Source organism: Candidatus Nitrosacidococcus sp. I8, assembly GCF_945836005.1.
GTDB lineage: Bacteria > Pseudomonadota > Gammaproteobacteria > Nitrosococcales > Nitrosococcaceae > Nitrosacidococcus.
In genome coordinates this window covers 757,210-783,911 of the sequence record NZ_OX241534.1, presented here as the reverse complement: position 1 = coordinate 783,911, position 26,702 = coordinate 757,210, and the positions used below count along the sequence as shown (strand labels likewise).

Sequence of the window (26,702 nt, the reverse complement as noted above, 5' to 3'; positions counted from 1 at the left end):
AAAACTAGTTATTAGTAGAAAGATCGCTAAAAGTAATTATTTTTATCTGCTGCGATCTCAAAGACTCTTTTACCTCTAGACTAGTAAGCGTGCAGAGCTCTAAAAAACCAGAACTTGAGTTGCCAGAAATATTTAAATCCGGATGGGTATAGAGCTCAGATACACCCTCAGGAAGGTTATTTATAATCTGTAGAATTTGAGCAGTATCTATTTTTCCTGTATTTTTTAATCCGAAGATAAACTGATTATTTAATATATTATTTTTACGCAATTGATGGGTCATAAAATGTACCCATAATCCAAGAAATAAGTTTGAAACGGTGAAAATAGGCTCATAGGGAAGACGAATTGCACGTACTCCAAATTCCTGCCCCACTTTGAGAATAATTTGAAGTACAGTAGGGTGTAAATGCATATGATGATGGCTATTGACATGATCAAGAGACAATCCTGTAGCTGCAAAAGCTTTAAATTGTGCTCTAATTTCATCCTCTAACTGTTTCTGCACTTTAGGTATAAAATAAAAACGAACTCCAGATCCAAATAATTGGCTACGGAAACGTCCATTCTCTCCTATTAGATCAGGAATCATCTGCGGAGGTAATACAGGGGTTCCATCTACTACGGTAATATGTAATCCAATTTTTAGGGTAGATAATCTATGGGCACGATCAATCGCATTCTGAGTACCAGATTCACCCATCATCAAGCTTGCGGTGGTAAGTATTCCTTGGCAATGGGCTTGTTCAATCGCTTCATTTACAGATGAGCAAAGACCAAAATCATCTCCGGTGATGATGAGCTGCTTCATGCACTATCTTCTCTTTGCCCTAGAAAGCGGAAAAATTCCACTGCCTCTCTCATACGGCGCTTTGTCATTTCCCAACTATGGAGCATTTCCCAAGTAATTTCTCCAATCTTTTTGGGGCGAAAATAAAAACGTTTGTAAAACTCAGAAAGCCCAATAAAAATTTCTTCGTGGGAAAGATGAGGATATTCTAGTGAACTGATTTGCAGCCCATTATCTGCCACTAACCCTTGATTATTCTCCCGTAGCCAACCGTTTTCTTTTGCTTGACGATATAAGAAAGTACCTGGATAAGCAGCAGCTAAGGATACTTGAATGGTATGAGGGTTGATTTCTTGAGCAAAACGGATAGTTTCTTGGATAGTTTCTCGAGTTTCCCCTGGTAAGCCTACAATAAAGGTACCATGGATTTTAATACCTAGCTTATGGCAATCTGCCGTAAAGCGACGAGCAAATTCTACCTTCATCCCCTTTTTTATATTAAGTAAAATTTGCTGGCTACCCGTTTCATAACCTACAAGCAATAACCGTAATCCATTATCCTTCATAATTTTTAAGGTTTCATAGGGAACATTTGCTTTTGCATTGCAAGACCAAGTGACCCCTAGTTTTCCTAATAGACGTGCAGTCTCTTCAGTACGGACTTTATCATCGGTGAACGTATCATCATCGAAGAATACCTCTTTGACTTGTGGAAAGTAACGCTGAATTTTTGCAACTTCTTCAGCAACTACTTCAGGGCTACGGGTACGATATTTGTGTCCACCAATCGTCTGAGGCCAAAGGCAAAAAGTACAATGAGATTTACAGCCACGACCTGTATAAAAAGAAACATAAGGATGCTCTAGGTAGCCAATAAAATAGTCTTCAATCACTAAATCCCGCTTATATACATCAATAACTGAAGGGAGATCATCCATATTTGCAATCAATGTTCGCTCGGGATTATGAATTGCTTTTCCATCAACCTTATAGCTAAGACCATGAATAGTTTCTAATGAATGGCCTTGGGCAACTTCTTGAATGGTGTAATCAAACTCATTACGAGCAACAAAATCAATAGCAGAAGACGCAAGTACTGAGGGCTCTGGATTAACAGCTACATGAGCACCTACTAATCCTATCTTAAGTTTAGGATTAGCCTCTTTTAAAGATTCGGCTACTCTTACATCATTATTAAATGATGGTGTGCTGGTATGTAATATGGCTAATTCATAGTCGTTTACTAATGGTAAAATATCCTGCAAAGATAAACCTCGGGCAGGTGCATCTATTAATTTACTCTCTGGTATAAGTGCTGCAGGTTGAGCAAGCCAAGTAGGATACCAAAAGGATCTAATTTCTCGCCGTGCTTGATATCTTGAACCTGCTCCACCATCAAATCCCTCAAAAGAAGGAGGATTAAGGAATAAAGTCTTCATCATATATTCTGAGTCTCCTTAAATACTAATTGATTGTTGGCCTTAACTGAAAAAGTACGATGACGCCAAGATATTTCTCGACCAAAGAAACTGATTCCCCATACTATAAAGCTAAATATTTCTCGAAAAAGTATTAACCAAAAGCGATCAGCATAGCGAGTATTTACCCTAAATTTATTCTGGATAACATAGTGCATTAGCAATCTTAGAATTAAAATAATACTAAGTGCAATTAATCCATAGGAAAGAGAAGGGGCAGCAATCAGAAATAATAAGGCTATAGGAATAACATTACTGACTATAGAAAAAAAATGCCCTACCGGTTGAACACTATATATAGTTCTTGCCCAGCGTAGCTCATGGAAAAATAAACTCTTTAAACTAGACTCTTTAATAATATCTTGTACTAAATATGGTACTAGATAAACTTGATAACCTAGCTCTGAAACTAATTTTCCTAATATATAATCATCAGCTAAATAAGAAGAGAGTTTATGGAATCCACCAATTTTCTCTAAGAGATCACGGCGAACTCCCATGGTTGGACCAAAGCAGTATTTGATTTTTTGTATAGCATTGGTAGCAAGCACACAAGGCAAAAACCATTCATTAATAAACATAGCACCTAGCTGGGATGCAATTCCCCCAATAGGAATCCCTATATATAAACAAGTAATTGCACCAATTTTGGGATTTTTAAAAGGAGAAATTATTTTGCTTAAATAAGTAGAATCAACTCGCATGTCGCTATCAGCCATGATTAAATAATCATGCTTAGCATAGGGGTACATATTAATCAGATTACTCACCTTAGGGTTAGACCCATATAACCTACTATCTATAACTAGCTTCAAATCTAAGTAGGGAAACTCTTTTAATACCCTTTCTATAATAGGGATAGCAGAATCTTTTGGATCTGTAACGCCAAACACTACTTGGTATTCTGGGTAATCTTGGTTGCAGAAAGAGCAGAGATTTTCATACAATTCCACATCAAGACCACAAATGGGTTTCAGTATAGAAACTGAAGGATATACATCCGGTGGTGTCCATTTTTGCATAGCAAAAATATTTATTTGATACATTGCAAATAGCAAATAAAATGCTGAAATAGCAACACAAATAAAAGTAATAATATAAAAAATTGTTATTTTAGTACTCCTAATTTACCTAAATAAAATGATGTATTACGCCTTAAAATATAGAATATAACTAATTATTTTCTTGAAAAATCTATGATAAACTACTTTTTTTAAAGAGTATTGTTTATTTAAAACTTTAGTTAGGCACTTTTCTTATCTATTAGTAGATAAGTTCATATACTAGTGCTAGGTATTCTTTTATTATGTTAGGATATTTCCTTCAAGTATAGCCAAACCAAAGCTAGTGTAATTGATTTTTAAAGTAGGATAAAGTAATGATTCCTAGTAAACTGAGGCAAAAAGCAAATGTTTACCAACAAATGAATGGTCGCCAGATATTCTTAGCTAAATACAATGAAATCCAACAAGCTCTAGAAGATGGATGTACCACAAAAGAAATTTGGATGATGCTTTATCAACAAGGTATTTTATCTATTCAATACCGTACTTTCATGAACTATATCAAGCTTTCTATAAAAGAAAACGAACAGAGTGTTAGTTATATTTCCCACGAGGTAAAATCGGGGCAAAAGAGAGTAAAACAGCGAAAGAAAAAGCGCTTTGAGTTTAATGCGAGGGGTAAAAGTTTAGAAGAACTTATTTAGAAGATAATACATGGCAAAAGCACATTTTACCTTACAGGGAAAAGGCGGAGTTGGTAAGAGTCTAGTATCAGCATTAATTGCACAGCATCGCCAAGAGCATGGTATTTCTTTAGTATGCATCGATACCGATCCAGTTAATGCTACTTTTACTGGTTATAATGCCTTTCCAGTAGAAAGAGTTGAATTACTTAAAGATAACACAATTGATGAGCGGGAGTTTGATCGTCTCATTGAGATTATTACAGAAAATAGAGACTCAGAAATTGTTATAGATAACGGCTCATCAAGTTTTATTCCCCTTTCTTCATACCTGATTGAAAATGAAGCAATAGAGATGCTCCATGAGATGGGTCATGAAATTTTTATTCATCCAGTGATTACTGGTGGGCAGTCTCTCATGGATACCCTTTCTGGTTTTGACTCATTAGCTCGCCAATTTCCAGAATCTGCTAAGATTATTGTTTGGCTTAATCAGTATTTCGGGAATATTGAAAAAGAAGATAAAACCTTTGAAAAAATGAAGGTCTATCAAGATCACAAGGATAGAGTTGCAGGAATTATAAATATTCCTCGTAATAGCAGCGCTACTTTTGGGGAAGATATGCAACAGATGCTGGAAAGTAGGATGACTTTTGAGCAGGCGATAAAATCCGATCAGTTTAAGCTAATGTCTAAGCATCGTCTTAAAATGATTAAGAAAATTCTTTTTGATCAAATAAATCCCGTTTTAGGAGTAACTGCATCTGTAACAAATACATCCGATTCTGATGATGCATCATCATCTACACCATCAAAAAGAGTAAAAAAAGGAAGCAAAACTGCTAGTAAATAGTAGTAATGAGTTTAAATCGAGATGAAATTATTCAGATAGTTGCTAAAGAGTTCGATATCCTCTTAACTAAGGACGATCCTATACTCGCAGTGTTAGCTGTTCATGATGTAGTGCTTAAAGGCTATACTACTGAGGTTACCAACAATATAGAACAAACCAGAGATCGGCTAGAATTATTTACTAATGACTACCAAAACCAAGTAAAATCCTTAACTCAAGATTTGATTAAAGAGGGATATATTCTACAAACAAAAATCAAAGATTTATTAGAACAAGAATACAAAAATAGCCAGATAAAAAATAAAAGGATAAACATTGCTTTTTGGATAGCTATGACACTTACTAGTGTTGCTTCTATAGCTGCAATTGTTACTATCGCTTTAATTAAAATTCTAGGAATTTGTAGCTAAATTTCTAAGTACATAATGTAATATCCCCCCATTGCAAAAATAATCCCATTCTTTAGGAGTGTCAATACGTACTACAGCATTGAATGTGATTTCTTTGTTTTGAATATCATCGTTAAAAGCAGTAATTCTAACTGTTTTACTTTCTTTTGTAGGAATCGCCATTGAAAATTTTTCCTTACCGGTTAATCCTAAAATAGTAGCATTTTCTCCTGATTTAAATTGTAGAGGTAATACTCCAAATCCTACAAGATTAGAACGGTGGATTCGCTCAAAACTCTCTGCAATAACTGCTTTTATTCCTAGCAAATAAACACCTTTTGCTGCCCAATCACGACTAGATCCAGTGCCATATTCCTTTCCAGCAATCACAATAAGTGGTATTTTTTCTTCACGATATTTCTCAGATGCATCAAAAATACTCATTACTTTATTCGAAGGTATATGGGTAGTCCACCCTCCTTCAGTGTTTGGGGCAAGCTGATTTTTTAATCTTACATTAGCAAATGTGCCACGAATCATTATGTGGTGATTACCTCTACGAGCACCATAAGAATTAAACTCTTCAGGTCTTACTCTTTGATGCTGTAGATATTGACCTGCTGGACTATTTGCGGGAATAGATCCAGCAGGAGAAATATGATCGGTAGTCACTGAATCCCCTACCATTACTAAACAGTGTGCATCTACAATTGCAGATATATTTGGCACTTCCATGCTCATATGTTCAAAATAGGGTGGATGAGCAATATAACTAGAAGGATTCCAATGGTAATTTCTATCCTTAGTAATTTTTATTCCCTGCCAACGATCAGTACCTTCGAATACATCAGAATATTCCTGCTGGAATAGCGTATTCTTCACACTTAGTTGGGTAACCTGGGTAATTTCTTGTCTGGTAGGCCAAATATCCTTTAAATATACATTATGACCTCTTCTATCTTTCCCTAAAGGTTCTGAAGTTAAATCAATAGTAATATAGCCAGCAAGTGCATAAGCAATGACTAAGGGAGGGGAAGTTAGCCAATTGGTTTGAATCTCTGCGTGAATTCTCCCTTCAAAATTTCTATTCCCTGATAAAATAGAAGCTACTGTTAATTGGTTATCATTAATCGCTTTACTTATAATTTCTGGTAGAGGACCAGAATTACCAATACAGGTGGTACAACCAAAACCTACAATATTAAATCCTAGCTTATTAAAAAACTCCATTAATCCTGCTTCTTCTAAGTAAGCAGGTACTACTTGAGATCCTGGGGCAAAAGAGGTTTTTACCCAAGGTTGTGCTCTTAAACCAAGAGCATAAGCTTTTTTTGCAAGTAATCCTGCTGCAATGAGTAAGTCAGGGTTAGACGTATTAGTACAGCTTGTAATCGCCGCAATAACAATTGCTCCATCTTTAAGAGAAATACTCTCCCCATTTAGCAAAATCTTACCTTTTCTAGGTTTATCTAAAGCGGTAGAAGGGAAAGCTACTTTAGTATTTTTTATAGAGACTCGATCTTGAGGGCGTTTTGGTCCAGCAATACAGGGCTCAATAGAGCCCATATCTAATTCGATGATTTCTGTATAATCTGCAGGTTGTTTATTCTCTTGATACCATAATCCTTGTTCTTGAGCATAAGCTTCTACTAAAGCAATATTTTCTTTGGCACGCCCAGTAAGCTTAAGATAGTTTATGGTTTCATGGTCAATTGGAAAAACACTACAAGTAGCTCCATACTCAGGAGCCATGTTAGAAATGGTTGCTCGATCAGCTAAAGAAAGATTATTTAACCCATTACCAAAAAACTCAATAAATTTCCCTACTACCCCTTTTTTCCTAAGTAATTCAGTTATAGTAAGCACTAAGTCTGTTGCAGTAGTTCCTTCAGGGATTTTTCCGGATAATTTAATGCCAATCACTTGCGGAATAAGCAAGGAAAGTGGTTGACCTAGCATAGCGGCCTCTGCTTCTATTCCACCTACCCCCCAGCCTAATACACCCAAGCCATTAACCATAGTGGTATGGGAGTCTGTGCCTACCAAAGTGTCTGGGTAAGCTTGAAATATCCCATTTTTATTATGAGTAAAAACTACAGTAGCTAAATACTCAAGGTTAACTTGATGGATAATCCCAGTTCCAGGAGGCACAACTCGGAAGTTAGAAAAAGCATATTGTCCCCAGCGTAGAAATTCATAGCGTTCCTGATTACGGGCATATTCTTTTTCTATATTTTGAGTTAAAGCACTTTGATTACCAAAATAATCCACCATAACGGAGTGATCAATGACTAAATCCACAGGGGATAAAGGATTAATCCGGTTTGGATCCCCCTTTAGATTTTTCATTGCATCCCTCATGGCAGCCAAATCTACTACCGCAGGTACTCCAGTGAAATCTTGCATTAATACCCGGGCAGGAGTAAAACAAACTTCCGTATCAGATTCTACGTTTGGATTCCAATTTAATAGGGCTTCAATATTACTTTGGGTAGTATTGATACTATCCTCAGTACGAAGAAGATTTTCTAACAAAATTTTTAAAGTATAGGGAAATCGATCTATATCGTATCCCTGTTGTTTAAGTAGATTTAGAGAAAAAATCCCATAGGATTTATCCCCTATTTTTAAAAAAGATTGGGTATTAAAACTATTAGGCATCCTGCTTTGTTCTTCTCCGTATTTTGGCGAATCTTATCTAATAAAATTACCTTTATGAATTATCCCATATCAGTAAGAAATTCTATGCTCTCAATAAATGCTTCTGCTTCCCCTTGAGTATCTTTAGTATTCATTTGGAAACTAAAGCCACTGATAAGCGGTACCCGACCTTTCTTAAATTGTTCTTTAAACGCTTCATCAAGATTAAACATAGTAGTTACTGTTTTTTCAGTAGTACCGCCGCTTAAAGCACAGAAATAACGCCCTCCTTTTTGATAATACTTTCCTGTATAGGCGTATTCTTCTTGATCTTTTTCCCCAAGAAACAAACCGATAAAATAAGGAGAATTAGGCAAAACTACTGAACCACTATCTATTTTCTGCTTTCCGAAAGTAACCATAACGGCAATAGGTACTCGATAAACTCCATCATCCCAACTTGCTCCCTCAGGATATTTATCCACACCCCACTTTATCTTAATGTATTTTGCATTTTTTACGGTAACTTCTTTAATGAAAAGACCCGCCTCTTCATTACTAGTACTAATTACTAACTTATGATTTTCAAATCTGGGATTTAGCTTTTTAGCCCCTAGCTGAAACTCAAACCCCTGTTTCTCTAGCCAAGGTATAGCATCACCATCAGGTTGTTGGGTAAAATCCATACGATAAACCACTTCTGCAGATGCAATCTTTCCTAATAAGACGAAAGGCAGCATTACAGTTAGAAAGTATACAAGTGGCAAAAAATTTATCTTTTGGTATTTCTTAATATAAGTAATCATAAACATATCTTTAAATCTCAGTTAACTAGATAGATCTCTTCTTGATTTAAGAGCAGCACCACCTTATTAGATAATCTACTCTATATACTACAAATAGATTACTCACCTTTAAATAGGTTCATTGCTGATCAAGTTCCTTTTTGAGAATATATTCTCTTGATGGAGTAATATACGTTTACGCTCTATTCCCCAACGATAACCAGATAAATTACCATTACTGCATACTACACGGTGGCACGGAATAGCAATCGCTATTCTATTCGCTGCACAAGCCCCCGCAACAGCTCTTGCAAATTTAGTGGGTAATCCAAGATGCGTTGCAACCTTAGTGTAACTCCAAGTTTCCCCTAATGGTATGTGGCATAGGGTATGCCACACACGTTGTTGAAATTCAGTACCCTGTATATCTAAAGGAATACTAAGCTTAACTGTAGGATCTTCAATAGTAGTTATTATTTTTTTTAATACTTTATCAAATATAACCGTATTCTTGATTAGCTGGGTAGCTGGAAAATAAGATTGAAGATCGCTAATTAGGTTATCTTGAGTTTCTCCAAATAAAACAGCACAAACGCCTTTCTTCCCTATACGTTGAGCAGCTAAAACCCAGCCTAATGAAGATTCTTGGATTCCAAAAATAATTTTTATCATTCTATTTTTATCTTGTAACAAGCGATCTTTTGGATTACATCGTTTACATGGACGAAATCCAGCTTGCTCTGCTTCCTTATAGTTTTGATAAAACCTAATATTTTTTGAATTAGGGATGGGAGATGAGCAAGAAGGTAAGCAGTAGATTCCAGTAGTTTTTACAGAATAAAGAAATTCTCCATTGGCACTTACATCCCTCGTAATAAGTTGAAACCAACGGGGATCATGAGTAATTTGATTTCTCATTTTTACTATTGACTCCATTAAGTTGAAAATCTAGTCTAGATAGAAAAATGGCGGAAGAGATGGGATTCGAACCCATGAATGGTTTTACCCATTGCCGGTTTTCAAGACCGGTACCTTCAACCACTCGGCCACTCTTCCTGTGTTTATAAAATCAATAAAGTATTATACGGAAAAACACTGTAATTTACGATACGCATCACTTCTCAATATTGAGCGCCGCACACTACAAGCTATATTTAATTTGATATACTTAATTTCTAAGAAATTGAGAACTAATATACTTAATTTGATGTCTGAGTAGTATATTTCATAAACATGTATAGTGATTTGAGGGGATTATTATAAATATGAATAACAACCAAATGGAACAAATGACTGCGCAAGCGGTGATGCCTTCAGTATTAGCAACGAATAAGATGTTGCGTAATACTTATATGCTACTCGCTACTACATTATTGTTTAGTGGGGTTGCTGCTGGAATCGCTATGATAACTCAGGCTCCGCCAATGCATTGGGCAATTACAATGATAGGCTATTTTGGCTTATTATTTTTAACTAATGCACTACGTAATAGTGCATGGGGGCTAGCAGCAATTTTTGCCCTAACAGGCTTTATGGGTTACACTCTGGGGCCTATTATTAGCTTCTATCTCCATTTACCTAACGGGCACGAAACTGTAATGTTTGCTCTTGGCGGAACTGGTCTAATATTTTTAGGGCTATCAGCCTATGCGGTAACCACTAAGAAAGATTTTAGCTTTATTAGTGGGTTTTTAATGGTAGGCATGCTAGTTGCTTTTCTCGCAGGATTAGGTGCCATGTTTTTCCATATACCAGCTTTATCCTTAGGCGTTTCGGCAATGTTTATCCTACTTATGTCAGGTTACATTTTATTTCAAACAAGCCTGATCGTTAATGGAGGAGAAACTAATTATATTATGGCTACAGTTACTCTATATGTAGCAATATATAATTTATTCCTTAGTTTGTTGCAAATTCTAAGCGCACTAAGCGGCAATAGACAGTAGATTTAGCTTTTAATTTAGTTAGCTTAAAAAGCCCCGATAGATTGGGGCTTTTTAGTTGTTGGTTTTATATATTTTATTTTTACTAATTATGTTCAATATTGCGAATGAGTATTTTCTTAAAATTTTCTATTTCTTTTTTTAGCACTAAAACAAATTTATCTATTTGATTTAGTGTATTACCCGCTCCGATACTTACTCGAATTGCACCTTGAGCTAGAGCATATTCAACTCCCATAGCTAAAAGTACGTGGCTTGGCTGATGACCATTACTGTCGCAAGCAGATCCACTAGAGACTGCAATCCCTGATTTATCTAAAGCCATTAATAAAGTTTCCCCCTCAATGCTAGGAAAGGAAAAAAATATAGTATTGGGTAGTCTCTCTACTTTTTCGCTGAAAATAATAATCTCTGGTAATTCTTTTTGTAACTCACGCTCTAAATGAGATCTTAAGAAACACCAAAATTCCATTCGTTGGGCTAGCTCTTCATTTGCAATTTCTGCCGCTTTTCCAAACCCAACAATAGCGGCTACATTTTCTGTACCGCTACGTAATCCTTTCTCTTGCCCACCACCAAACAGAATAGGATCAATATCTAAGGCACTATTAATAACTAGCGCACCTACTCCTTTAGGGCCACCCATTTTATGGGCAGAGATACTCATTAAGTGAATATTATTTTCAGCAAAATTAATCGGAATTTTCCCAATAGCCTGTACTGCATCTGTATGAAATATACCATGACAAGATTGAACATATTCGCTTAACTGAGGAATATCTTGCAATACGCCTGTTTCATTACTTGCCCAAAGTATAGATACAAGTTGATTAGTTTTGCATGCTGCGTTCTTTAAGCTATCGAGCGTGATTTTTCCGTCACAATTTGGTTTAATTTCAGTAGTTTCAAACCCTTGCATTCGCAGAGAATGAGTAGGCTCTAAAATAGAAGAATGCTCTATTCCACTTACAATTAAACGATCACAGGAATTAAATTTAATTGTTCCAAATAAGGCTAAATTATTTGCTTCAGTACCGCCACTTGTGAAGATAATTTGAGAAGGCTCTGCATGAATTAGATTAGCTATCTGTATACGAGCATGTTCTATAGCCTCTTTAGCAATACGACCGTATCTATGTACACTAGATGGGTTACCCTGTTGTTCTTTAAGGTAGGGAAGCATTACCTCTAAAACCCGCTCATCAAGCGGTGTTCCTGCATTGTGATCAAGATAAATCGCTGCCATATTGCTATCTTGTTTCCTGCTTTTTTAGGTTATTTTTCTCAATATTATTCTCTGTTAGATCAATAAAACCTAAGCATTCTTCCGGGATGAGTTTATTTAGTCTTTGAATTATAGTTGTCATTTGTTCAATACGATTATCTAGACTATGGATATGAGCAATTAAATCATTAACTGTACGCTCTAGAGGATCTGGACTATTAGGTATTGCACCATAGGCTTCAAAGCCAATACATTTAATAGCTATTTGCTGTTTTATTTTTTGGTGCTCTTTTGAGTTCATAATGTGCCCAGGTATACCTATCACTGTAGCATTTTCCGGAATATTCTTGACAACTACAGTATTGGAACCTATTCGTACGCCATTACCAATATGAATGGGTCCTAACACTTGAGCACCTGCCCCTACAATGACATTATTTCCCAAAGTTGGATGGCGTTTCCCCTTTTGCCAACTCGTTCCTCCTAAAGTAACCCCATGATAAAGAGTGCAATCATCCCCAATTTCAGCAGTTTCTCCAATCACTACCCCCATACCATGATCAATAAAAAACCTCCGCCCAATTCTTGCCCCAGGATGAATTTCAATCCCTGTCAGCCAGCGACTGAATGTAGAAATAAATCTAGCAAGCCATCTCATATTTAAATTCCACAAGCAATGGCTGATTCTATGCCATAAATTTGCATGAAATCCTGGGTAAGTAGTGATAACTTCAAATACACTTCGAGCAGCAGGGTCTCGATCAAAAATACAATTTATTTCTTCACAAATTCGATCAAACATGTATTTAATATAAATGAATTAGCTATTTTTAGCGATCACTTTTTTTCAATAGCAGTCAAAATTCCTCTTAAAATATTTACTTCTCGAGAATCTAGGGATATTCTTAGAAGCAATCGACGCAGGCGGCGCATTAAAAGCTTAGGCTTATCAGGATCTAGAAAATGGAGTGTTATTAGCACCCTCTCTAAGTGGTGAAAAAGATTTTCTAAATCACTTGTTGTACTTAGAGGAGAATTAGTATGAAAAGTATAGATTTGATTAACGCTTGAGTGGTGTGCCATATGGATTTCGTAAGCTATGACTTGCACTGCAGCTGCTAAATTAAGAGAGCTATAGTGTGGATTGCTTGGTATTTGAACTAAGTAATTACAATAGTCTAATTCTCTATTTTCTAGCCCTATCCGCTCACTACCAAATACAATAGCTATTTTTTTCCCTTGTGCTATTTCAGCGGCTACTTGAGTTCCACAGATTCTAGAATCTATACTTGGATAGAGCATATTTCTTGTTCTAGCACTTAATCCATACACTATTTGGCAATCTGAAATAGCTTCAATTAAATTAGGAAATACTCTAGCTCGTTCTAGCAAATGGTTAGCACCTGAAGATCGAGCAGTAGCAATATCAGAAGGAAAAACTTTTGGGTCAACTAAATACAACTGAGACAACCCCATAGTATGCATAGCTCGAGCGGCTGCTCCAATATTGCCAGGATGGGTAGTAGAGACTAAAACGATACGAACCTGATCAAGTAGCATAAGTTAAAATATATATGCTATATATCGGCAATAAGCATTGCATCACCGTAGCTAAAAAATCGATAGTGATTCCTTATTGCATATTGGTAAGCAGAAAATATTTGTTCACGGCCTGCAAAGGCACATACCAACATAAGTAATGTACTTTTAGGTAAATGAAAGTTAGTAACAATACCATCTATACAGCGAAACTTATAGCCTGGGAAAATAAAGATATTAGTTTCCCCTTCATAGGGTGTTATGGTGCCCAACGCAGCAGCACTTTCTAAGGCACGTACAGTAGTGGTACCTACTGCTATAACTCTCCCTCCCTGTTTTTTAGTATTTTTTATTTGTGCGCATACTTGATCTGAAACTTCGATATATTCTGAGTGCATTTGATGCTGGGTAATATATTCAGTTCGTACTGGCTGAAATGTGCCAGAACCAACATGGAGCGTAATATATCCTAGATTAACTCCTTTATTTTTCAGTCGATCTAATAAAGTATGATCAAAATGAAGACCTGCAGTAGGGGCAGCTACTGCACCTAGGTGAGTAGCATAAACTGTTTGATAACGATTTTTATCTATTTCTTCTGCTTCTCTTTGGATATAAGGAGGTAGAGGAATACGCCCCGATGTCTCTAACATTTTAGAAATAGGTTCCTTATTTAAGAAATGTAATTTAAATAAATCATCTTTCTTTTCAATAACGATTGCCTCTATCCATTTTTCTAACAATAAACGTTTTCCTATTTTTAATGGTTTATTGGAACAAATATGAACCAATGCATTATGGTTATTTAAAATTCGCTCAATAAACACTTCTACTTTCCCTCCGCTGTCTTTTACACCTAGGAAACGAGCGGGAATAACTTTAGTGTTGTTAAGAATGAGTAGATCTTTTTCTGTAAGTAAATCACATATATCAGTAAATTTCCGATCTTCTATATTTCCAGATTGGTGGTTTAAAAATAGTAATCGACTTTGACTTCTCTGATGAGATGGATAATCAGCAATAAGATCTTTTGGGAGATCGTAGGAAAAATCATTAAGCAGCATGTATTCGCTAAAATCCATATTTTAGTTTTAGAAATTTTCTTCTTAAATTAGTATAAATTTAGCTATAATATATATAGACAAAGCCGGGGTGGCGAAATTGGTAGACGCGCCAGACTCAAAATCTGGTAGTGGTGACACTGTGCGAGTTCGAGTCTCGCCCTCGGCACCAAATTTACTGGGGATTATACTACGCTTAAGCTAGGTAATAGATCGCTGCTATTCTTGAGATTATCAAAGCAGGTTATCTCAGTAATCGAACCATTATCGACCACATATACTTTATCTACTTGTCTTATTATATTTAAGCGGTGGGTAATAATAATTGTGGTACGCCCATTTAGAAACGTAAATAAAGCTTGATATAACTTTCTTTCTGTTTCCATATCTAAGGCGGAAGTTGCTTCATCTAAAATCACTACTTTAGGGTTGGCTACAACCATTCGTGCAATAGCTAGCCGTTGTTTTTGCCCGCCAGATAGTTTAGTTCCTTGGCGCCCCACTAAAGTATCTAACCCATGATCCATATTCATTACAGTTTCTCTTAATTGGGCAATAGTGAGTGCCTGCCAAAGCTGGTCATCTGGTACATCCTTACCTAGGGTAAGGTTAGTACGAACTGTATCGTTAAATAATGCGGGATTCTGTAATACTGCAGTTACATTATTACGAACTATATCCAAGCCAATTTTTGTAATAGGAATTCCATCAAAAAATACCTCTCCTGATTGGGGGTAATATAAACCTAATAAAATTTGAGTAAGCGTACTTTTTCCTTCACCACTCATGCCAATAAGAGCGATTCTTCTCCCAGCTCTAATATTTAAGTTAGCGTGATTAAATATTAGAGAACTATTAGTAGGATATGAAAAGCATATATTTTTTAAAGATATGCTTGTTGTTTTCTTACCTATAAATATATCCTTAGTACATGAGTAATATGGATCGTTTTTTAGAGCTAAGAGCTTATTAATTCTCGTTAAAGCACCTGTAGCACTAGCAAATGCATAACGCATATTTACTATTTCTTGCACAGGAGCCATCATGAACCATAAATAACTAAATATAGCAAACATTTGACCAATACTGAGATTGGAGAATACGACCAAAAGCATTGCTGTCGCCCGAAATATCTCTACACTACATAAAAAAATTAAAAAAGATAAGCGATTAGCCATCTCATTTTTCCATGTATAAGTAGTAGAGTGATTTCGTATGTCATTGGCTAAATTTATCAGCTTTTGGATATAATATTTCTCCCGATTAGCTGCTCTAATTTGTTGAATAGAATCTAATGTTTCAGTGAGTGAGCTTTGAAAAGTTTCATAAGCAGTATTTTCTTTTATTTTCCAGTATTTTATTTTTTTACTAAAAGTAATAGTGAAATAAATTACTAATGGGTTTGCAAATAAAATAAATAATCCAAGCCACCAGTTAATCCACAGTAGAATAAAAGCAACTCCTATAATAGTAAGCAGGGCAACCGTAAATTTACTAATTGTAGTATTTATAAATTGATCTATTGCTTCTAAATCAACAGTAAAATGAGAGGCGACAGCACCACTGCCTAGGGTATCATATTCACTTAATGAGACCTGTTGTAAGTGAGTTAATAATTTTAAGCGTATATGGTAAATGATATTTTTGGAAATATAAGTAAACTGTCGTACCTGCCATATATTGAGTAGCAAAGAGCCTATTCGTAGTAGAAGTACAAGAATAGTAATAAATGTAATATAAAGAATAGGGCTATGCCATTGGATGGGGGAAAGATAGTTCATTATATGAACAACTGCTCCCTCTTTTTTTAGGAGGACTTCGTCGACTAAGGTAGGCATGAGCAGAGGGATAGGTGCTGACAGGAGGGCAGAGCATAGAGCAATGATTTGAGCAAAGAAAAAAGAGGAGCGATGATAAGAGAAGATAAAAGCAAGAAGATTTCGCCAATCAAAAGGAGAAGGCAGATTTCCACGGACATCAGAATAGCTATTAGGGATCATACAAGCAGAGTAAAAACAGGCAAAAAAAAATCCCTTAACATAAACTAAACTTGTATGCTAAGGGAGTTGCATAAAAAATAAATGCCTGGTAGTGACCTACTTTCACATGGGTAACCCCACACTATCATCGGCGCTAAGCAGTTTCACTTCCGAGTTCGGGATGGGATCGGGTGGGACCTACTTGCTATAGCCACCAGGCAAAAACTAAAAAACTATAAAATTGAGAAACCTTAAGAAATTAGAAGCCTTAATCAATATACCAAACTTGCTTGGGTGTTATATAGTCAAGCCTCACGGGCGATTAGTATGGGTTAGCTTCATACATTACTGCACTTCCACACCCCACCTATCAACGTTGTAGTCTTCAACGACCCTTTAGGAACCTTAAAGGTTCAGGGAGATCTCATCTTGAGGCAGGCTTCCCGCTTAGATGCTTTCAGCGGTTATCCCTCCCGAACATAGCTACCCGGCAATGCCACTGGCGTGACAACCGGAACACCAGAGGTTCGTCCACTCCGGTCCTCTCGTACTAGGAGCAGCCCCTCTCAAATCTCCAACGCCTACGGCAGATAGGGACCGAACTGTCTCACGACGTTCTAAACCCAGCTCGCGTACCACTTTAAATGGCGAACAGCCATACCCTTGGGACCGGCTACAGCCCCAGGATGTGATGAGCCGACATCGAGGTGCCAAACACCGCCGTCGATATGAACTCTTGGGCGGTATCAGCCTGTTATCCCCGGAGTACCTTTTATTCGTTGAGCGATGGCCCTTCCACACAGAACCACCGGATCACTAAGACCGTCTTTCGACCCTGCTCGACCTGTCCGTCTCGCAGTCAAGCACCCTTTTGCCTTTGCACGCACCACGCGATTTCCGACCGCGCTGAGGGTACCTTCGCACTCCTCCGTTACTCTTTGGGAGGAGACCGCCCCAGTCAAACTACCCACCATACACTGTCCCCAATCCGGATCACGGACCTAGGTTAGAACTCCGAATATTCCAGGGTGGTATTTCAAGGACAACTCCACTAAAACTAGCGCCCTAGCTTCTCAGTCTCCCACCTATCCTACACAAGAAGATTCAAAATCCAGTGTAAAGCTATAGTAAAGGTTCACGGGGTCTTTCCGTCTTGCCGCAGGTATACTGCATCTTCACAGCAAATTCAATTTCACTGAGTCTCGGGTGGAGACAGTGTAGCCATCGTTACGCCATTCGTGCAGGTCGGAACTTACCCGACAAGGAATTTCGCTACCTTAGGACCGTTATAGTTACGGCCGCCGTTTACCGGGGCTTCAATCAAGAGCTTCGCCTTACAGCTAACCCCATCATTTAACCTTCCGGCACCGGGCAGGCGTCACACCCTATACTTCCTCTTTCGAGTTTGCAGAGTGCTGTGTTTTTAGTAAACAGTCGCAGCTACCTGGTCACTGCAACCCCTCTCCGCTCCAAGCGCATGGCTCTTCACGTACCAGGGGCACACCTTCTCCCGAAGTTACGGTGCCAATTTGCCGAGTTCCTTCACCCGAGTTCTCTCAAGCGCCTTAGGATTCTCACCCTACCCACCTGTGTCGGTTTAGAGTACGGTCTCATATAACCTATCGCTTAGAGGCTTTTCTTGGAAGCAGGGCATCAACTACTTCGCTCTCTTGATAGAGAGCTCGTCATCATGTCTCAGAATTATATACTCTCGGATTTTCCTAAGAGTACTCCCTACACACTTAAACTAGGATATCCAACACCTAGCTAGCCTAGCCTTCTCCGTCACCCCATCGCAGTTATATCAGGTACCGGAATATTAACCGGTTTCCCATCGACTACGCTTTTCAGCCTCGCCTTAGGGGCCGACTCACCCTGCGTCGATTAGCGTTGCGCAGGAACCCTTGGGTTTTCGGCGAGGGGGTTTCTCACCCCCTTTATCGTTACTTATGTCAGCATTCGCACTTCCGATACCTCCAGCATGCCTTACAGCACACCTTCAACAGCCTACGGAACGCTCCTCTACCGTATAAACAATTAAGTCTATACCCGCAGCTTCGGTATATTACTTTAGCCCCGTTACATCTTCCGCGCAGGCCGACTCGACCAGTGAGCTATTACGCTTTCTTTAAAGGATGGCTGCTTCTAAGCCAACCTCCTGGCTGTCTATGCCTTCCCACATCGTTTTCCACTAAGCAATAATTTTGGGACCTTAGCTGGCGGTCTGGGCTGTTTCCCTCTCCACGACGGACCTTTTCACCCGCCGTGTGTCTCCTATGATCGCACTTCTTGGTATTCGGAGTTTATATCGGTTTGGTAAGGCGGGATGCCCCCCTAGCCGAAATAGTGCTCTACCCCCAAGAGTGATTCATAAGGCACTACCTAAATAGTTTTCGAGGAGAACCAGCTATCTCCGAGCTTGATTAGCCTTTCACTCCTAGCCACAGCTCATCCCCTACCTTTTCAACGGGAGTGGGTTCGGGCCTCCAGTGAGAGTTACCTCACCTTCACCCTGGCCATGGCTAGATCGCCCGGTTTCGGGTCTATTCCCAGCGACTATACGCCCTATTCAGACTCGGTTTCCCTTCGGCTCCCTTATACAGTTAACCTCGCCACTGAAAATAACTCGCTGACCCATTATACAAAAGGTACGCAGTCACACAGTAATCGTGCTCCCACAGCTTGTATGCATATAGTTTCAGATTCTATTTCACTCCCTTAATTAGGGTTCTTTTCACCTTTCCCTCACGGTACTTGTTCACTATCGGTCGGTAGGTAGTATTTAGCCTTGGAGGGTGGTCCCCCCATCTTCAAACAGGATACCTCGTGTCCCGCTCTACTCATTGCTCACCAATAAAGCCTTTTCGTATACCGGGCTATCACCGTCTATGGCCGGATTTTCCAATCCATTCTACTAAAACTCTATTCGCTTTTGGGCTAGTCCCCGTTCGCTCGCCACTACTGAGGGAATCTCGGTTGATTTCTTTTCCTCTAGGTACTTAGATGGTTCAGTTCCCTAGGTTCGCTTTAATATCCTATATATTCAGATATTAATGACTACTAAATGTAGCCAGGTTTCCCCATTCGGATATCCCCGGATCAATGCTTGCTTGCCAGCTCCCCGAGGCTTTTCGCAGACTGCTACGTCCTTCTTCGCCTCCTACCGCCAAGGCATCCACTATATGCACTTATTCACTTGACTATATAACCCCAAACAATCTGGAATTATATAACTTCCACTCAAATACAGTATTACCTAAGCTTCTATTATTTCTCTTACTTTCTCAATTTTTTAAAGAACTAATATACAAATAATTTGTATGGGTACTTGTGGTTCACTAAACCTACTTGAAATATTAGGAGGTGATCCAGCCGCAGGTTCCCCTACGGCTACCTTGTTACGACTTCACCCCAGTCATTAACCACACCGTGGTAAGCGTCCCCCCGAAGGTTAGACTACCTACTTCTGGTGCAACTAACTCCCATGGTGTGACGGGCGGTGTGTACAAGGCCCGGGAACGTATTCACCGCGGCATTGCTGATCCGCGATTACTAGCGATTCCGACTTCATGCAGTCGAGTTGCAGACTGCAATCCGGACTACGATCGGCTTTCTGAGATTAGCTCCACCTCGCGGGTTGGCAACCCTCTGTACCGACCATTGTAGCACGTGTGTAGCCCTGGCCATAAGGGCCATGATGACTTGACGTCATCCCCGCCTTCCTCCGTTTTGTCAACGGCAGTCCCCTTAGAGTTCCCGACCAAATCGCTGGCAACTAAGGGTAGGGGTTGCGCTCGTTGCGGGACTTAACCCAACATCTCACGACACGAGCTGACGACAGCCATGCAGCACCTGTCTTGTCGTTCCCGAAGGCACCACAGTATCTCTACTAAGTTCGACAGATGTCAAGGCCAGGTAAGGTTCTTCGCGTTGCATCGAATTAAACCACATGCTCCACCGCTTGTGCGGGCCCCCGTCAATTCATTTGAGTTTCAACCTTGCGGCCGTACTCCCCAGGCGGAGAACTTAACGCGTTAACTGTAATACTGAGAGGTTTACCCTCCCAACATCTAGTTCTCATCGTTTAGGGCGTGGACTACCAGGGTATCTAATCCTGTTTGCTCCCCACGCTTTCGCACCTCAGCGTCAGTAATGACCCAGGAAGCCGCCTTCGCCACTGATGTTCCTTCCGATATCTACGCATTTCACCGCTACACCGGAAATTCCGCTTCCCTCTATCATACTCTAGCCGAGCAGTATTAAATGCCATTCCTAGGTTAAGCCCAGGGCTTTCACATCTAACTTACTCAACCGCCTACGTGCCCTTTACGCCCAGTAATTCCGATTAACGCTCGCACCCTCCGTATTACCGCGGCTTGCTGGCACGGAGTTAGCCGGTGCTTCTTCTGTAAGTAACGTCAATTCTAAATATTATTAGTATTTAGCTTTTCTTCCCTACTGAAAGAGCTTTACAACCCGAAGGCCTTCTTCACCCACGCGGTATTGCTGGATCAGGCTTGCGCCCATTGTCCAATATTCCCCACTGCTGCCTCCCGTAGGAGTCTGGGCCGTGTCTCAGTCCCAGTGTGGCTGATCATCCTCTCAGACCAGCTACCGATCATCGCCTTGGTAGGCCTTTACCCTACCAACTAGCTAATCGGACATAGGCTCATCTCTTAGCACAAGGCCCAAAGGTCCCCTGCTTTCCTCCGTAGAGTGTATGGGGTATTAGCTCGGGTTTCCCCGAGTTGTCCCCCACTAAAAGGTAGATTCCTATGCATTACTCACCCGTCCGCCACTCGCCAGCCACCTAAGCAAGCTTAGGTGCTGTTGCCGTTCGACTTGCATGTGTTAAGCATACCGCCAGCGTTCAATCTGAGCCATGATCAAACTCTTTAGTTTAATCTTTTGTCACTTTTACATCTTTCTAGCAAATATCTTTCAATACTCGCTATATTCATGAAGTAGTCAGCTCACGCAAGTACCCACACAAATTATTTATATATAAAATGTATAAAGAGCAAAAAAACACAGTTCCTATTATAGGGTTAATCCATATAATCTGCAACTAAAATTACTAGATATGATAGAGAATAACCAGCTGATATGAAATCAGCACTTCCTGTGTAAAGACCGAAATTATAATACAAAAAAAAATTCTTGCAAAGTACTTTTATAATTAATTTTATAATAAAGTACTAAGTTAAAAATTAACTAATAAATACAAAGGATTTTAATTTATGCCAAGACTTATAGTAATAAAAGATAAACCTAATCACGATCCTGATCAAGGACGTGTTATTCCTATTTTTGTTGAGGAAGAAGACAAATCTCTTAGACTTCCAAAATCTGATGATTTCCGCCATGGGAATAAAATCTTTGTTTCAAAAGGGTACACTGAGATTGAGCGTAGATATAAAGATAGCGAATTATTCACGCTAACGGATTATAAAGAAAATGAAAATGATCGTGATAAATGGAAGGAGCATCTAAATCAGCAACAGTTCTATGCTTTAGGATCTTGGAGTGATCCTATTAAATCTAATACTTACATACCTATAATTTCTGGAGAAATACCTAATCTAAACACAGGAGAGATAAATTTCTCTGATTCTCAAGCTAAAGAATTTCTTATTCACTCTAACGTAAAATATTTTTTTATTTTAAATAGAGAAAAAGTAAGTGGACCATTCTCATTAATAAGTAACAGTGAGCTTGATAGAGTTGAACCACTAATAATTTCAGCTAATCCCTTAGGTCTTAAACCACACTATATTGCTCATTTTAAGTCGGCAGATCTTAAAAATCATACTATCAATAGTACGGTACTTGACCGATCTTTTCTTATCTCTCTGAAAGAAATAAAAAACTCTAAGGTTGATTTTCAAGAGCAGGATTATATTTCAGATGAAAATTTAATTTCTTATTTTAAGAAGAATAAATTTGGAACAGAGATCCCTAATGATGGGAAATATTCTATTAAAGGATTACTTGATTTTATAAAAACAAACCATGACAAAATTAAAACACAGGAAGAAAGCCCAGAGCGGATAAAACGGCTAGAGAAAATTTTAGAGCAATTTATTAGAGAATCAGGTAATGATAAGGAAATTATTCGTGCATTTTTTAAAACAGCGGAAGGAGAAAAGTATTTAGAGAATTATGTTGAAAGCCACTCACAAGTTTTGCCTGAACATATAAGAGAAGAGTTAAATAAAAAGAAGCGAATTCAAAAAGAAGATTTAAATAAAGAGTATGAAAAAGAAAAACAGATTCTAGAGAACGATCTAATCAAAATAAAAGATGAAATTGAACAGCAAAAAGCAGAGCGAGAAAAAACTAAAACAGAAAAAGAAGAAGCATTAAAACAAGATCATCAAAAACTACTTAGGGAAAATGAAACACTTAAGAAAGAAAATGAAGAACTAAAAAGTGAAAATCAGGAAATTAGGAATATTTGTAATTTACAGACTGAAAAGAATAAGCTTGCAGGCGTAATTGAGCATCTGGAAGGAAGCAAAACCAAACTAGAAGGGGAGGTAAAAAATATAAAAGAAGATATTAGAATAAATAAGAGATTCTTTCAGGATCCTAAACAAATTAAAGAAGCAATTCTTGAACATCATGCTTTAGTACGTATCCTCAATGGGATACCCTCTGATACGGATACAGTGATAAAGCCTATTGAGTTAAAAAAATCTCAAAAATCTCTAAATGCAGAAGATACAAACTCCAAAATGGAGTTTATTAAAAACTTGCAAGAACGATTTAATCACAGTAATATCCCAGGTCGTTCATTTTCTTATGATGAAATAACAAATCTGTTACTCTGTGTAATACAGTCGTTTTTAACAATATTTGCTGGTCCTCCGGGGATGGGAAAAACATCCTCTACCCTGCGACTAGCAGATAGTTTATACCTAAACGATACAGAGTCATCTGATAAAGCAAGTGCTTTCTTAAGTATTTCAGTGGGTCGTGGTTGGACTGCTAATCGTGATTTATTAGGATTTTACAATACCCTAAAAAATGTGTATCAGCCGGCACGTACTGGCTTTTATCAATTTCTAAAAAGTACTAAATTATTAGAGGAATCATTTTTAAATCTAGTTTTACTAGATGAAGGAAATTTATCTAGTATGGAATACTACTGGTCTGATTTTTTAGGTCGGTGTGATCAAGGAGAAAAGAAGACTTCCTTGGATACAGGAATGCCTGATGAGAAAGAGCGGTTTCTTAAAATTCCAGCAGGACTACGATTTATTGCTACGATTAATAATGATGAAACTACGGAAAGGATCTCCCCTCGTCTTATTGACCGTGCCCCTATCATCCTTTTAAATAATAGCGATTCTCAAGCTATTTCTGAATCTATTACAGATGGTTTTAACGGTGCCGTAACTTATCAAGAATTAAAAGCAGCATTTTGCCCTGAGATACCTGAAGATACAGAATTAGATTCAGATAATGAATTAAATGAAATCATTCATCTCTTAAAAGAAGCTTCTATTTTTGTGAGCCCCAGGAAGAAAAATGCAATTCGCCAATATTGCTATGTTGCTCAAAATTTAAATTACCAACAATATGAGTTGGATTATGCGATTAGCCAGCATATTCTGCCGCTTATTCATGGCTATGGAAGCCATCTTCAAGATACGCTAAAAAAAATAGAGGAAACCTTAGATAAGTTTAGCTTTTCTATCTCCCGTAATATTTTGCGTACCATTATAAAAAATGGAGATGAATTTGCTCAAACCTATTCATTTTTTTAGGCAGGAATTCTCTATGGTTTTAAAAATTGAAGTTATTAAGGGAGAAGCACAAAACATATGCTACTCCTTACACCCTATTACAGAAATCCAACCTAGAGCTATCATCTTGAGAGAAGATGATGTACTAGCGCTATCCATTCAGTTAAAGCAGAATTATGAAAAAGAAAATCTATTTTTAGCGCTTCACGAGCAGGAAATCCCCTGCTCGGAAAAGCATATCAAAGATAATCAATATCAATATACATGGCTGCCTAACAGAGAGAATGAAGCCTTATTTCTAAATTATTATGGCATTGCAGAATTTGATCTTATTCGTAAACAAAATGATGAAATAGAAATTATTCGACAATTTCATCCTATTGAAATTCTTGCTAAGAAAATTAACGCAGATCGAGTAGAAGCCATGCTTAATTTTCTAGCTGAGCAAAATGAAGAAATTCTTGCTGATTTTTTTCGAGTCACTAGAAGAAAGTCTGGTTTCCAGGAGAAAGGAGCAAGAGATGATCTATTTTTAATAGAACGGTTAGAGAAAAATATTCAATTTTTAGACAAGACACTTCCTACTATTTATGTTAGGCCGCTTACTCATTGGCATGAACAAACTCAATTTATTACGCCTAATGAAAACACACTGATTGATGATTCTGGGCTTGCTTGGCTAGCAACACATACGGATCAACTCTACCAGGTAGACAGTATAGAGGAGACTACACTCCATCTTGATGGAACATTCTATGGTGCATACCAAATCCCAGAGGTTAAATTTATTCCTCAGACAGATATTTATGAAAATCAAGTATTACATGGATTTATTGCTCTAATGATTCGTGATGTAAGCCAGATTATAAAACAATTAGAGGAAGCTACGTATAACAATAAACTTACTGAAAAGCCGGAATATAATGGTTATCGGTCTTTTTTTAGTCAAAAAAATCTCTTCTTAAGAGATCTTAACAATAATAAAATTCAACGATGTAAACATTTGAAATGTCAGCTTGAGGTATTTTCTCGGCAAATTCAGCATAAAATTCCTGTGAGTAGAATCATAACAAAGATAATTCAAATAACACCAAAAGCTAAACGGTATTCTTACTATTTTAAAATATTTCAAAAAATGATGGATTGGCAGCGTTATGGGAGTCCTGATTGGAGTACCCAAGAAGAGCTTTCCTCCATTCGGGATATGCCAAAACTTTTTGAATATTACGCTTTATTTTTAATAAAACATTATTTTGATCGATCTTTTACTGTAGATGAGATATCTAGTAGTACGAAAAATTATGAGGGTGATATAGCAAGTTTCTATTATAGATGGGGTGATTTTATGTTAAAGGTTGAATATGAGCCTAAGATATATCAGACTCGCTACAAGGAATTTCATACCCACAGATTAATCAATTCTGAGCAATGGAAAGTAAGTAGAGAAGGTCAAATTTCTCGAAGATCTGGTCGAGGAAAATATAATTATCGTTCTCCTGATATTCTAATTAGTTTAGAGGGTATTCAAGGTAATATTATTTATTTTGTTGTAGATGCGAAATATAAAAATAATGAAAAAGTATTTATTTATGACCTTCCCGAACTTACTCTGAAATACCTCCATGGTATTCACGAGAAAGAGACAGGTAAAAATCTCTCCTGTGGATTAATGCTTATTAATCCAGATACAGAGAGTTATAAACAGGGGCAGACTCGGCATTATCATCGTGACGAATATAATATTTATGGAAATCACCCAGTTATTCCTGCCATGATGGTTTCTTCCATCGTGGTTGGGTCGGCTCATCATGCAGGTTCAAACTTAACCCGAGATCTAGCTCAAATCATTCAATTTATGAAAGGAAATCTTGTGAAAAATGAAGTGAGTATGGAGAAAATATCTTTTAAGGCTGCTATTTAATTAAATTTGCAAGTGCTTGTTCGTAGGACTGCTCTAATTCATTGAAGCTAGCTACATCAATGCCAAGATCATAAATAAGCCCATCTTTAAGACCATAGCACCAGCCATGGACAGTAAGCTGCTGTCCACGATCCCAAGCATCTTGTATGATCGTAGTACGACACGCATTAATCACTTGCTCAATAACATTGAGTTCGCATAAAAGATCATGATGCTTTTCTTGCGGTGTCTGTATAAGTAGTGATCTATGGTGTTCCATAGTATCCCCAATATAGCGGAGCCAATTATCAATTAGTCCCATTCGGCTGCCTTTTAATGCAGCTAAGACTCCTCCACAACCGTAGTGACCTACAATCATAATATGTTCTACTTTTAAGATATCTACTGCAAATTGAATAGTAGATAAGCAATTCATATCCGAATGGAGTACTAAATTAGATACATTGCGATGAACGAAAACTTCACCGGGATCCAGATCTACGATTTGATTAGCGGGTACCCTAGAATCTGAGCAACCAATCCATAGATATTTTGGGGTTTGCTGATGAGATAAGCGAGTAAAAAATTCTGGATCTTGATTCTGAATCCGCTGGGACCATAGGCGGTTTTTCTCTATCAGTTCATTAACTGAACTGATATCAGCTTCTTTTTTTGAATTCAT

18 protein-coding genes, 2 tRNA genes and 3 rRNA genes are annotated in these 26,702 nt (G+C 37.9%); 7 read left to right on the top strand and 16 right to left on the bottom strand.

Annotated elements, in window-relative coordinates:
* Positions 1–4 precede the first annotated feature (4 nt).
* Genes hpnK through hpnI form a run of 3 tightly spaced genes read right to left on the bottom strand, consistent with a single transcriptional unit; the run spans position 5 to position 3,362 of the window.
* On the bottom strand, positions 5–811 hold the full coding sequence (hpnK, locus tag OOL07_RS03865) for a hopanoid biosynthesis-associated protein HpnK (RefSeq protein WP_264695098.1): 807 nt from the start codon (positions 809–811) through the stop codon (positions 5–7).
* A complete protein-coding gene (hpnJ, locus tag OOL07_RS03860; RefSeq protein WP_264695097.1) occupies positions 808–2,232 on the bottom strand; it encodes a hopanoid biosynthesis associated radical SAM protein HpnJ in 1,425 nt (474 codons plus the stop codon). The genes hpnK and hpnJ overlap by 4 nt, the downstream gene beginning before the upstream one ends.
* Positions 2,229–3,362 (bottom strand): bacteriohopanetetrol glucosamine biosynthesis glycosyltransferase HpnI, encoded by a 1,134-nt coding sequence (gene hpnI / locus OOL07_RS03855; protein ID WP_264696328.1) that lies wholly within the window; start codon positions 3,360–3,362, stop codon positions 2,229–2,231. Before hpnI ends, hpnJ begins: the two co-directional genes overlap by 4 nt.
* 284 nt (positions 3,363–3,646) lie before the next feature.
* On the opposite strand from hpnI, the gene OOL07_RS03850 reads away from it, so the two are divergent.
* Genes OOL07_RS03850 through OOL07_RS03840 form a run of 3 tightly spaced genes read left to right on the top strand, consistent with a single transcriptional unit; the run spans position 3,647 to position 5,218 of the window.
* Positions 3,647–3,976 (top strand): TraK family protein, encoded by a 330-nt coding sequence (locus OOL07_RS03850; protein WP_264695096.1) that lies wholly within the window; start codon positions 3,647–3,649, stop codon positions 3,974–3,976.
* 10 nt (positions 3,977–3,986) lie between these two features.
* Positions 3,987–4,808, top strand: coding sequence for a nucleotide-binding protein (locus OOL07_RS03845; protein WP_264695095.1), 822 nt, complete (start codon positions 3,987–3,989; stop codon positions 4,806–4,808).
* Positions 4,809–4,813: 5 nt separating this feature from the next.
* On the top strand, positions 4,814–5,218 hold the full coding sequence (locus tag OOL07_RS03840; RefSeq protein ID WP_264695094.1) for a hypothetical protein: 405 nt from the start codon (positions 4,814–4,816) through the stop codon (positions 5,216–5,218).
* On the opposite strand, the gene acnA is transcribed toward OOL07_RS03840, so the two are convergent.
* From acnA to OOL07_RS03820, 4 genes are all read right to left on the bottom strand, one after another.
* Positions 5,201–7,858, bottom strand: coding sequence for an aconitate hydratase AcnA (gene acnA, locus OOL07_RS03835; protein ID WP_264695093.1), 2,658 nt, complete (start codon positions 7,856–7,858; stop codon positions 5,201–5,203). The genes OOL07_RS03840 and acnA overlap by 18 nt on opposite strands.
* A gap of 59 nt (positions 7,859–7,917) precedes the next feature.
* Positions 7,918–8,604, bottom strand: coding sequence for a hypothetical protein (locus tag OOL07_RS03830; protein WP_264695092.1), 687 nt, complete (start codon positions 8,602–8,604; stop codon positions 7,918–7,920).
* Between the two features lie 147 nt (positions 8,605–8,751).
* A complete protein-coding gene (locus tag OOL07_RS03825) occupies positions 8,752–9,540 on the bottom strand; it encodes a methylated-DNA--[protein]-cysteine S-methyltransferase (protein ID WP_264695090.1) in 789 nt (262 codons plus the stop codon).
* 48 nt (positions 9,541–9,588) lie between these two features.
* Positions 9,589–9,678: transfer RNA gene (locus tag OOL07_RS03820), tRNA-Ser, on the bottom strand.
* A gap of 209 nt (positions 9,679–9,887) precedes the next feature.
* Here OOL07_RS03820 and OOL07_RS03815 point away from each other — a divergent pair.
* Complete coding sequence (locus OOL07_RS03815; RefSeq protein ID WP_264695089.1) at positions 9,888–10,568, top strand: Bax inhibitor-1/YccA family protein; 681 nt, start codon at positions 9,888–9,890, stop codon at positions 10,566–10,568.
* Between the two features lie 82 nt (positions 10,569–10,650).
* Here the strand turns inward: OOL07_RS03815 and OOL07_RS03810 are convergent, their stop codons facing one another.
* The 4 genes from OOL07_RS03810 to queA are packed head-to-tail and all read right to left on the bottom strand — an operon-like array spanning position 10,651 to position 14,393.
* Entirely contained in the window at positions 10,651–11,811 is a 1,161-nt protein-coding gene (locus OOL07_RS03810; RefSeq protein ID WP_264695088.1) for a cysteine desulfurase family protein, read from the bottom strand.
* Between the two features lie 4 nt (positions 11,812–11,815).
* Complete coding sequence (gene cysE, locus OOL07_RS03805; protein ID WP_264695087.1) at positions 11,816–12,592, bottom strand: serine O-acetyltransferase; 777 nt, start codon at positions 12,590–12,592, stop codon at positions 11,816–11,818.
* Between the two features lie 35 nt (positions 12,593–12,627).
* Complete coding sequence (locus OOL07_RS03800) at positions 12,628–13,350, bottom strand: RNA methyltransferase (RefSeq protein WP_264695086.1); 723 nt, start codon at positions 13,348–13,350, stop codon at positions 12,628–12,630.
* Positions 13,351–13,367: 17 nt separating this feature from the next.
* Positions 13,368–14,393: a tRNA preQ1(34) S-adenosylmethionine ribosyltransferase-isomerase QueA gene (queA, locus tag OOL07_RS03795; protein WP_264696327.1), complete on the bottom strand. Its 1,026-nt coding sequence runs from the start codon at positions 14,391–14,393 to the stop codon at positions 13,368–13,370.
* An 82-nt stretch (positions 14,394–14,475) separates the two neighbouring features.
* Between queA and OOL07_RS03790 the strand changes: the two genes are divergently transcribed.
* Positions 14,476–14,562: transfer RNA gene (locus tag OOL07_RS03790), tRNA-Leu, on the top strand.
* 13 nt (positions 14,563–14,575) lie between these two features.
* On the opposite strand, the gene OOL07_RS03785 is transcribed toward OOL07_RS03790, so the two are convergent.
* The 4 genes from OOL07_RS03785 to OOL07_RS03770 form a co-directional block, all read right to left on the bottom strand.
* Positions 14,576–16,390, bottom strand: coding sequence for an ABC transporter ATP-binding protein (locus OOL07_RS03785; RefSeq protein WP_264695085.1), 1,815 nt, complete (start codon positions 16,388–16,390; stop codon positions 14,576–14,578).
* An 83-nt stretch (positions 16,391–16,473) separates the two neighbouring features.
* Positions 16,474–16,588: ribosomal RNA gene (gene rrf, locus OOL07_RS03780) — 5S ribosomal RNA — on the bottom strand.
* A gap of 82 nt (positions 16,589–16,670) precedes the next feature.
* Positions 16,671–19,571: ribosomal RNA gene (locus tag OOL07_RS03775) — 23S ribosomal RNA — on the bottom strand.
* Positions 19,572–19,725: 154 nt separating this feature from the next.
* Positions 19,726–21,271: ribosomal RNA gene (locus OOL07_RS03770) — 16S ribosomal RNA — on the bottom strand.
* The 16S, 23S and 5S rRNA genes sit together here, the layout of an rRNA operon.
* Positions 21,272–21,609: 338 nt before the next feature.
* On the opposite strand from OOL07_RS03770, the gene OOL07_RS03765 reads away from it, so the two are divergent.
* Complete coding sequence (locus tag OOL07_RS03765; protein WP_264695084.1) at positions 21,610–24,141, top strand: DUF8727 domain-containing protein; 2,532 nt, start codon at positions 21,610–21,612, stop codon at positions 24,139–24,141.
* Between the two features lie 13 nt (positions 24,142–24,154).
* Complete coding sequence (locus OOL07_RS03760; protein WP_264695083.1) at positions 24,155–26,041, top strand: DUF2357 domain-containing protein; 1,887 nt, start codon at positions 24,155–24,157, stop codon at positions 26,039–26,041.
* On the opposite strand, the gene can is transcribed toward OOL07_RS03760, so the two are convergent.
* On the bottom strand, positions 26,034–26,702 hold the full coding sequence (gene can, locus OOL07_RS03755) for a carbonate dehydratase (protein ID WP_413774102.1): 669 nt from the start codon (positions 26,700–26,702) through the stop codon (positions 26,034–26,036). The two genes, OOL07_RS03760 and can, sit on opposite strands and share 8 nt — an antisense overlap.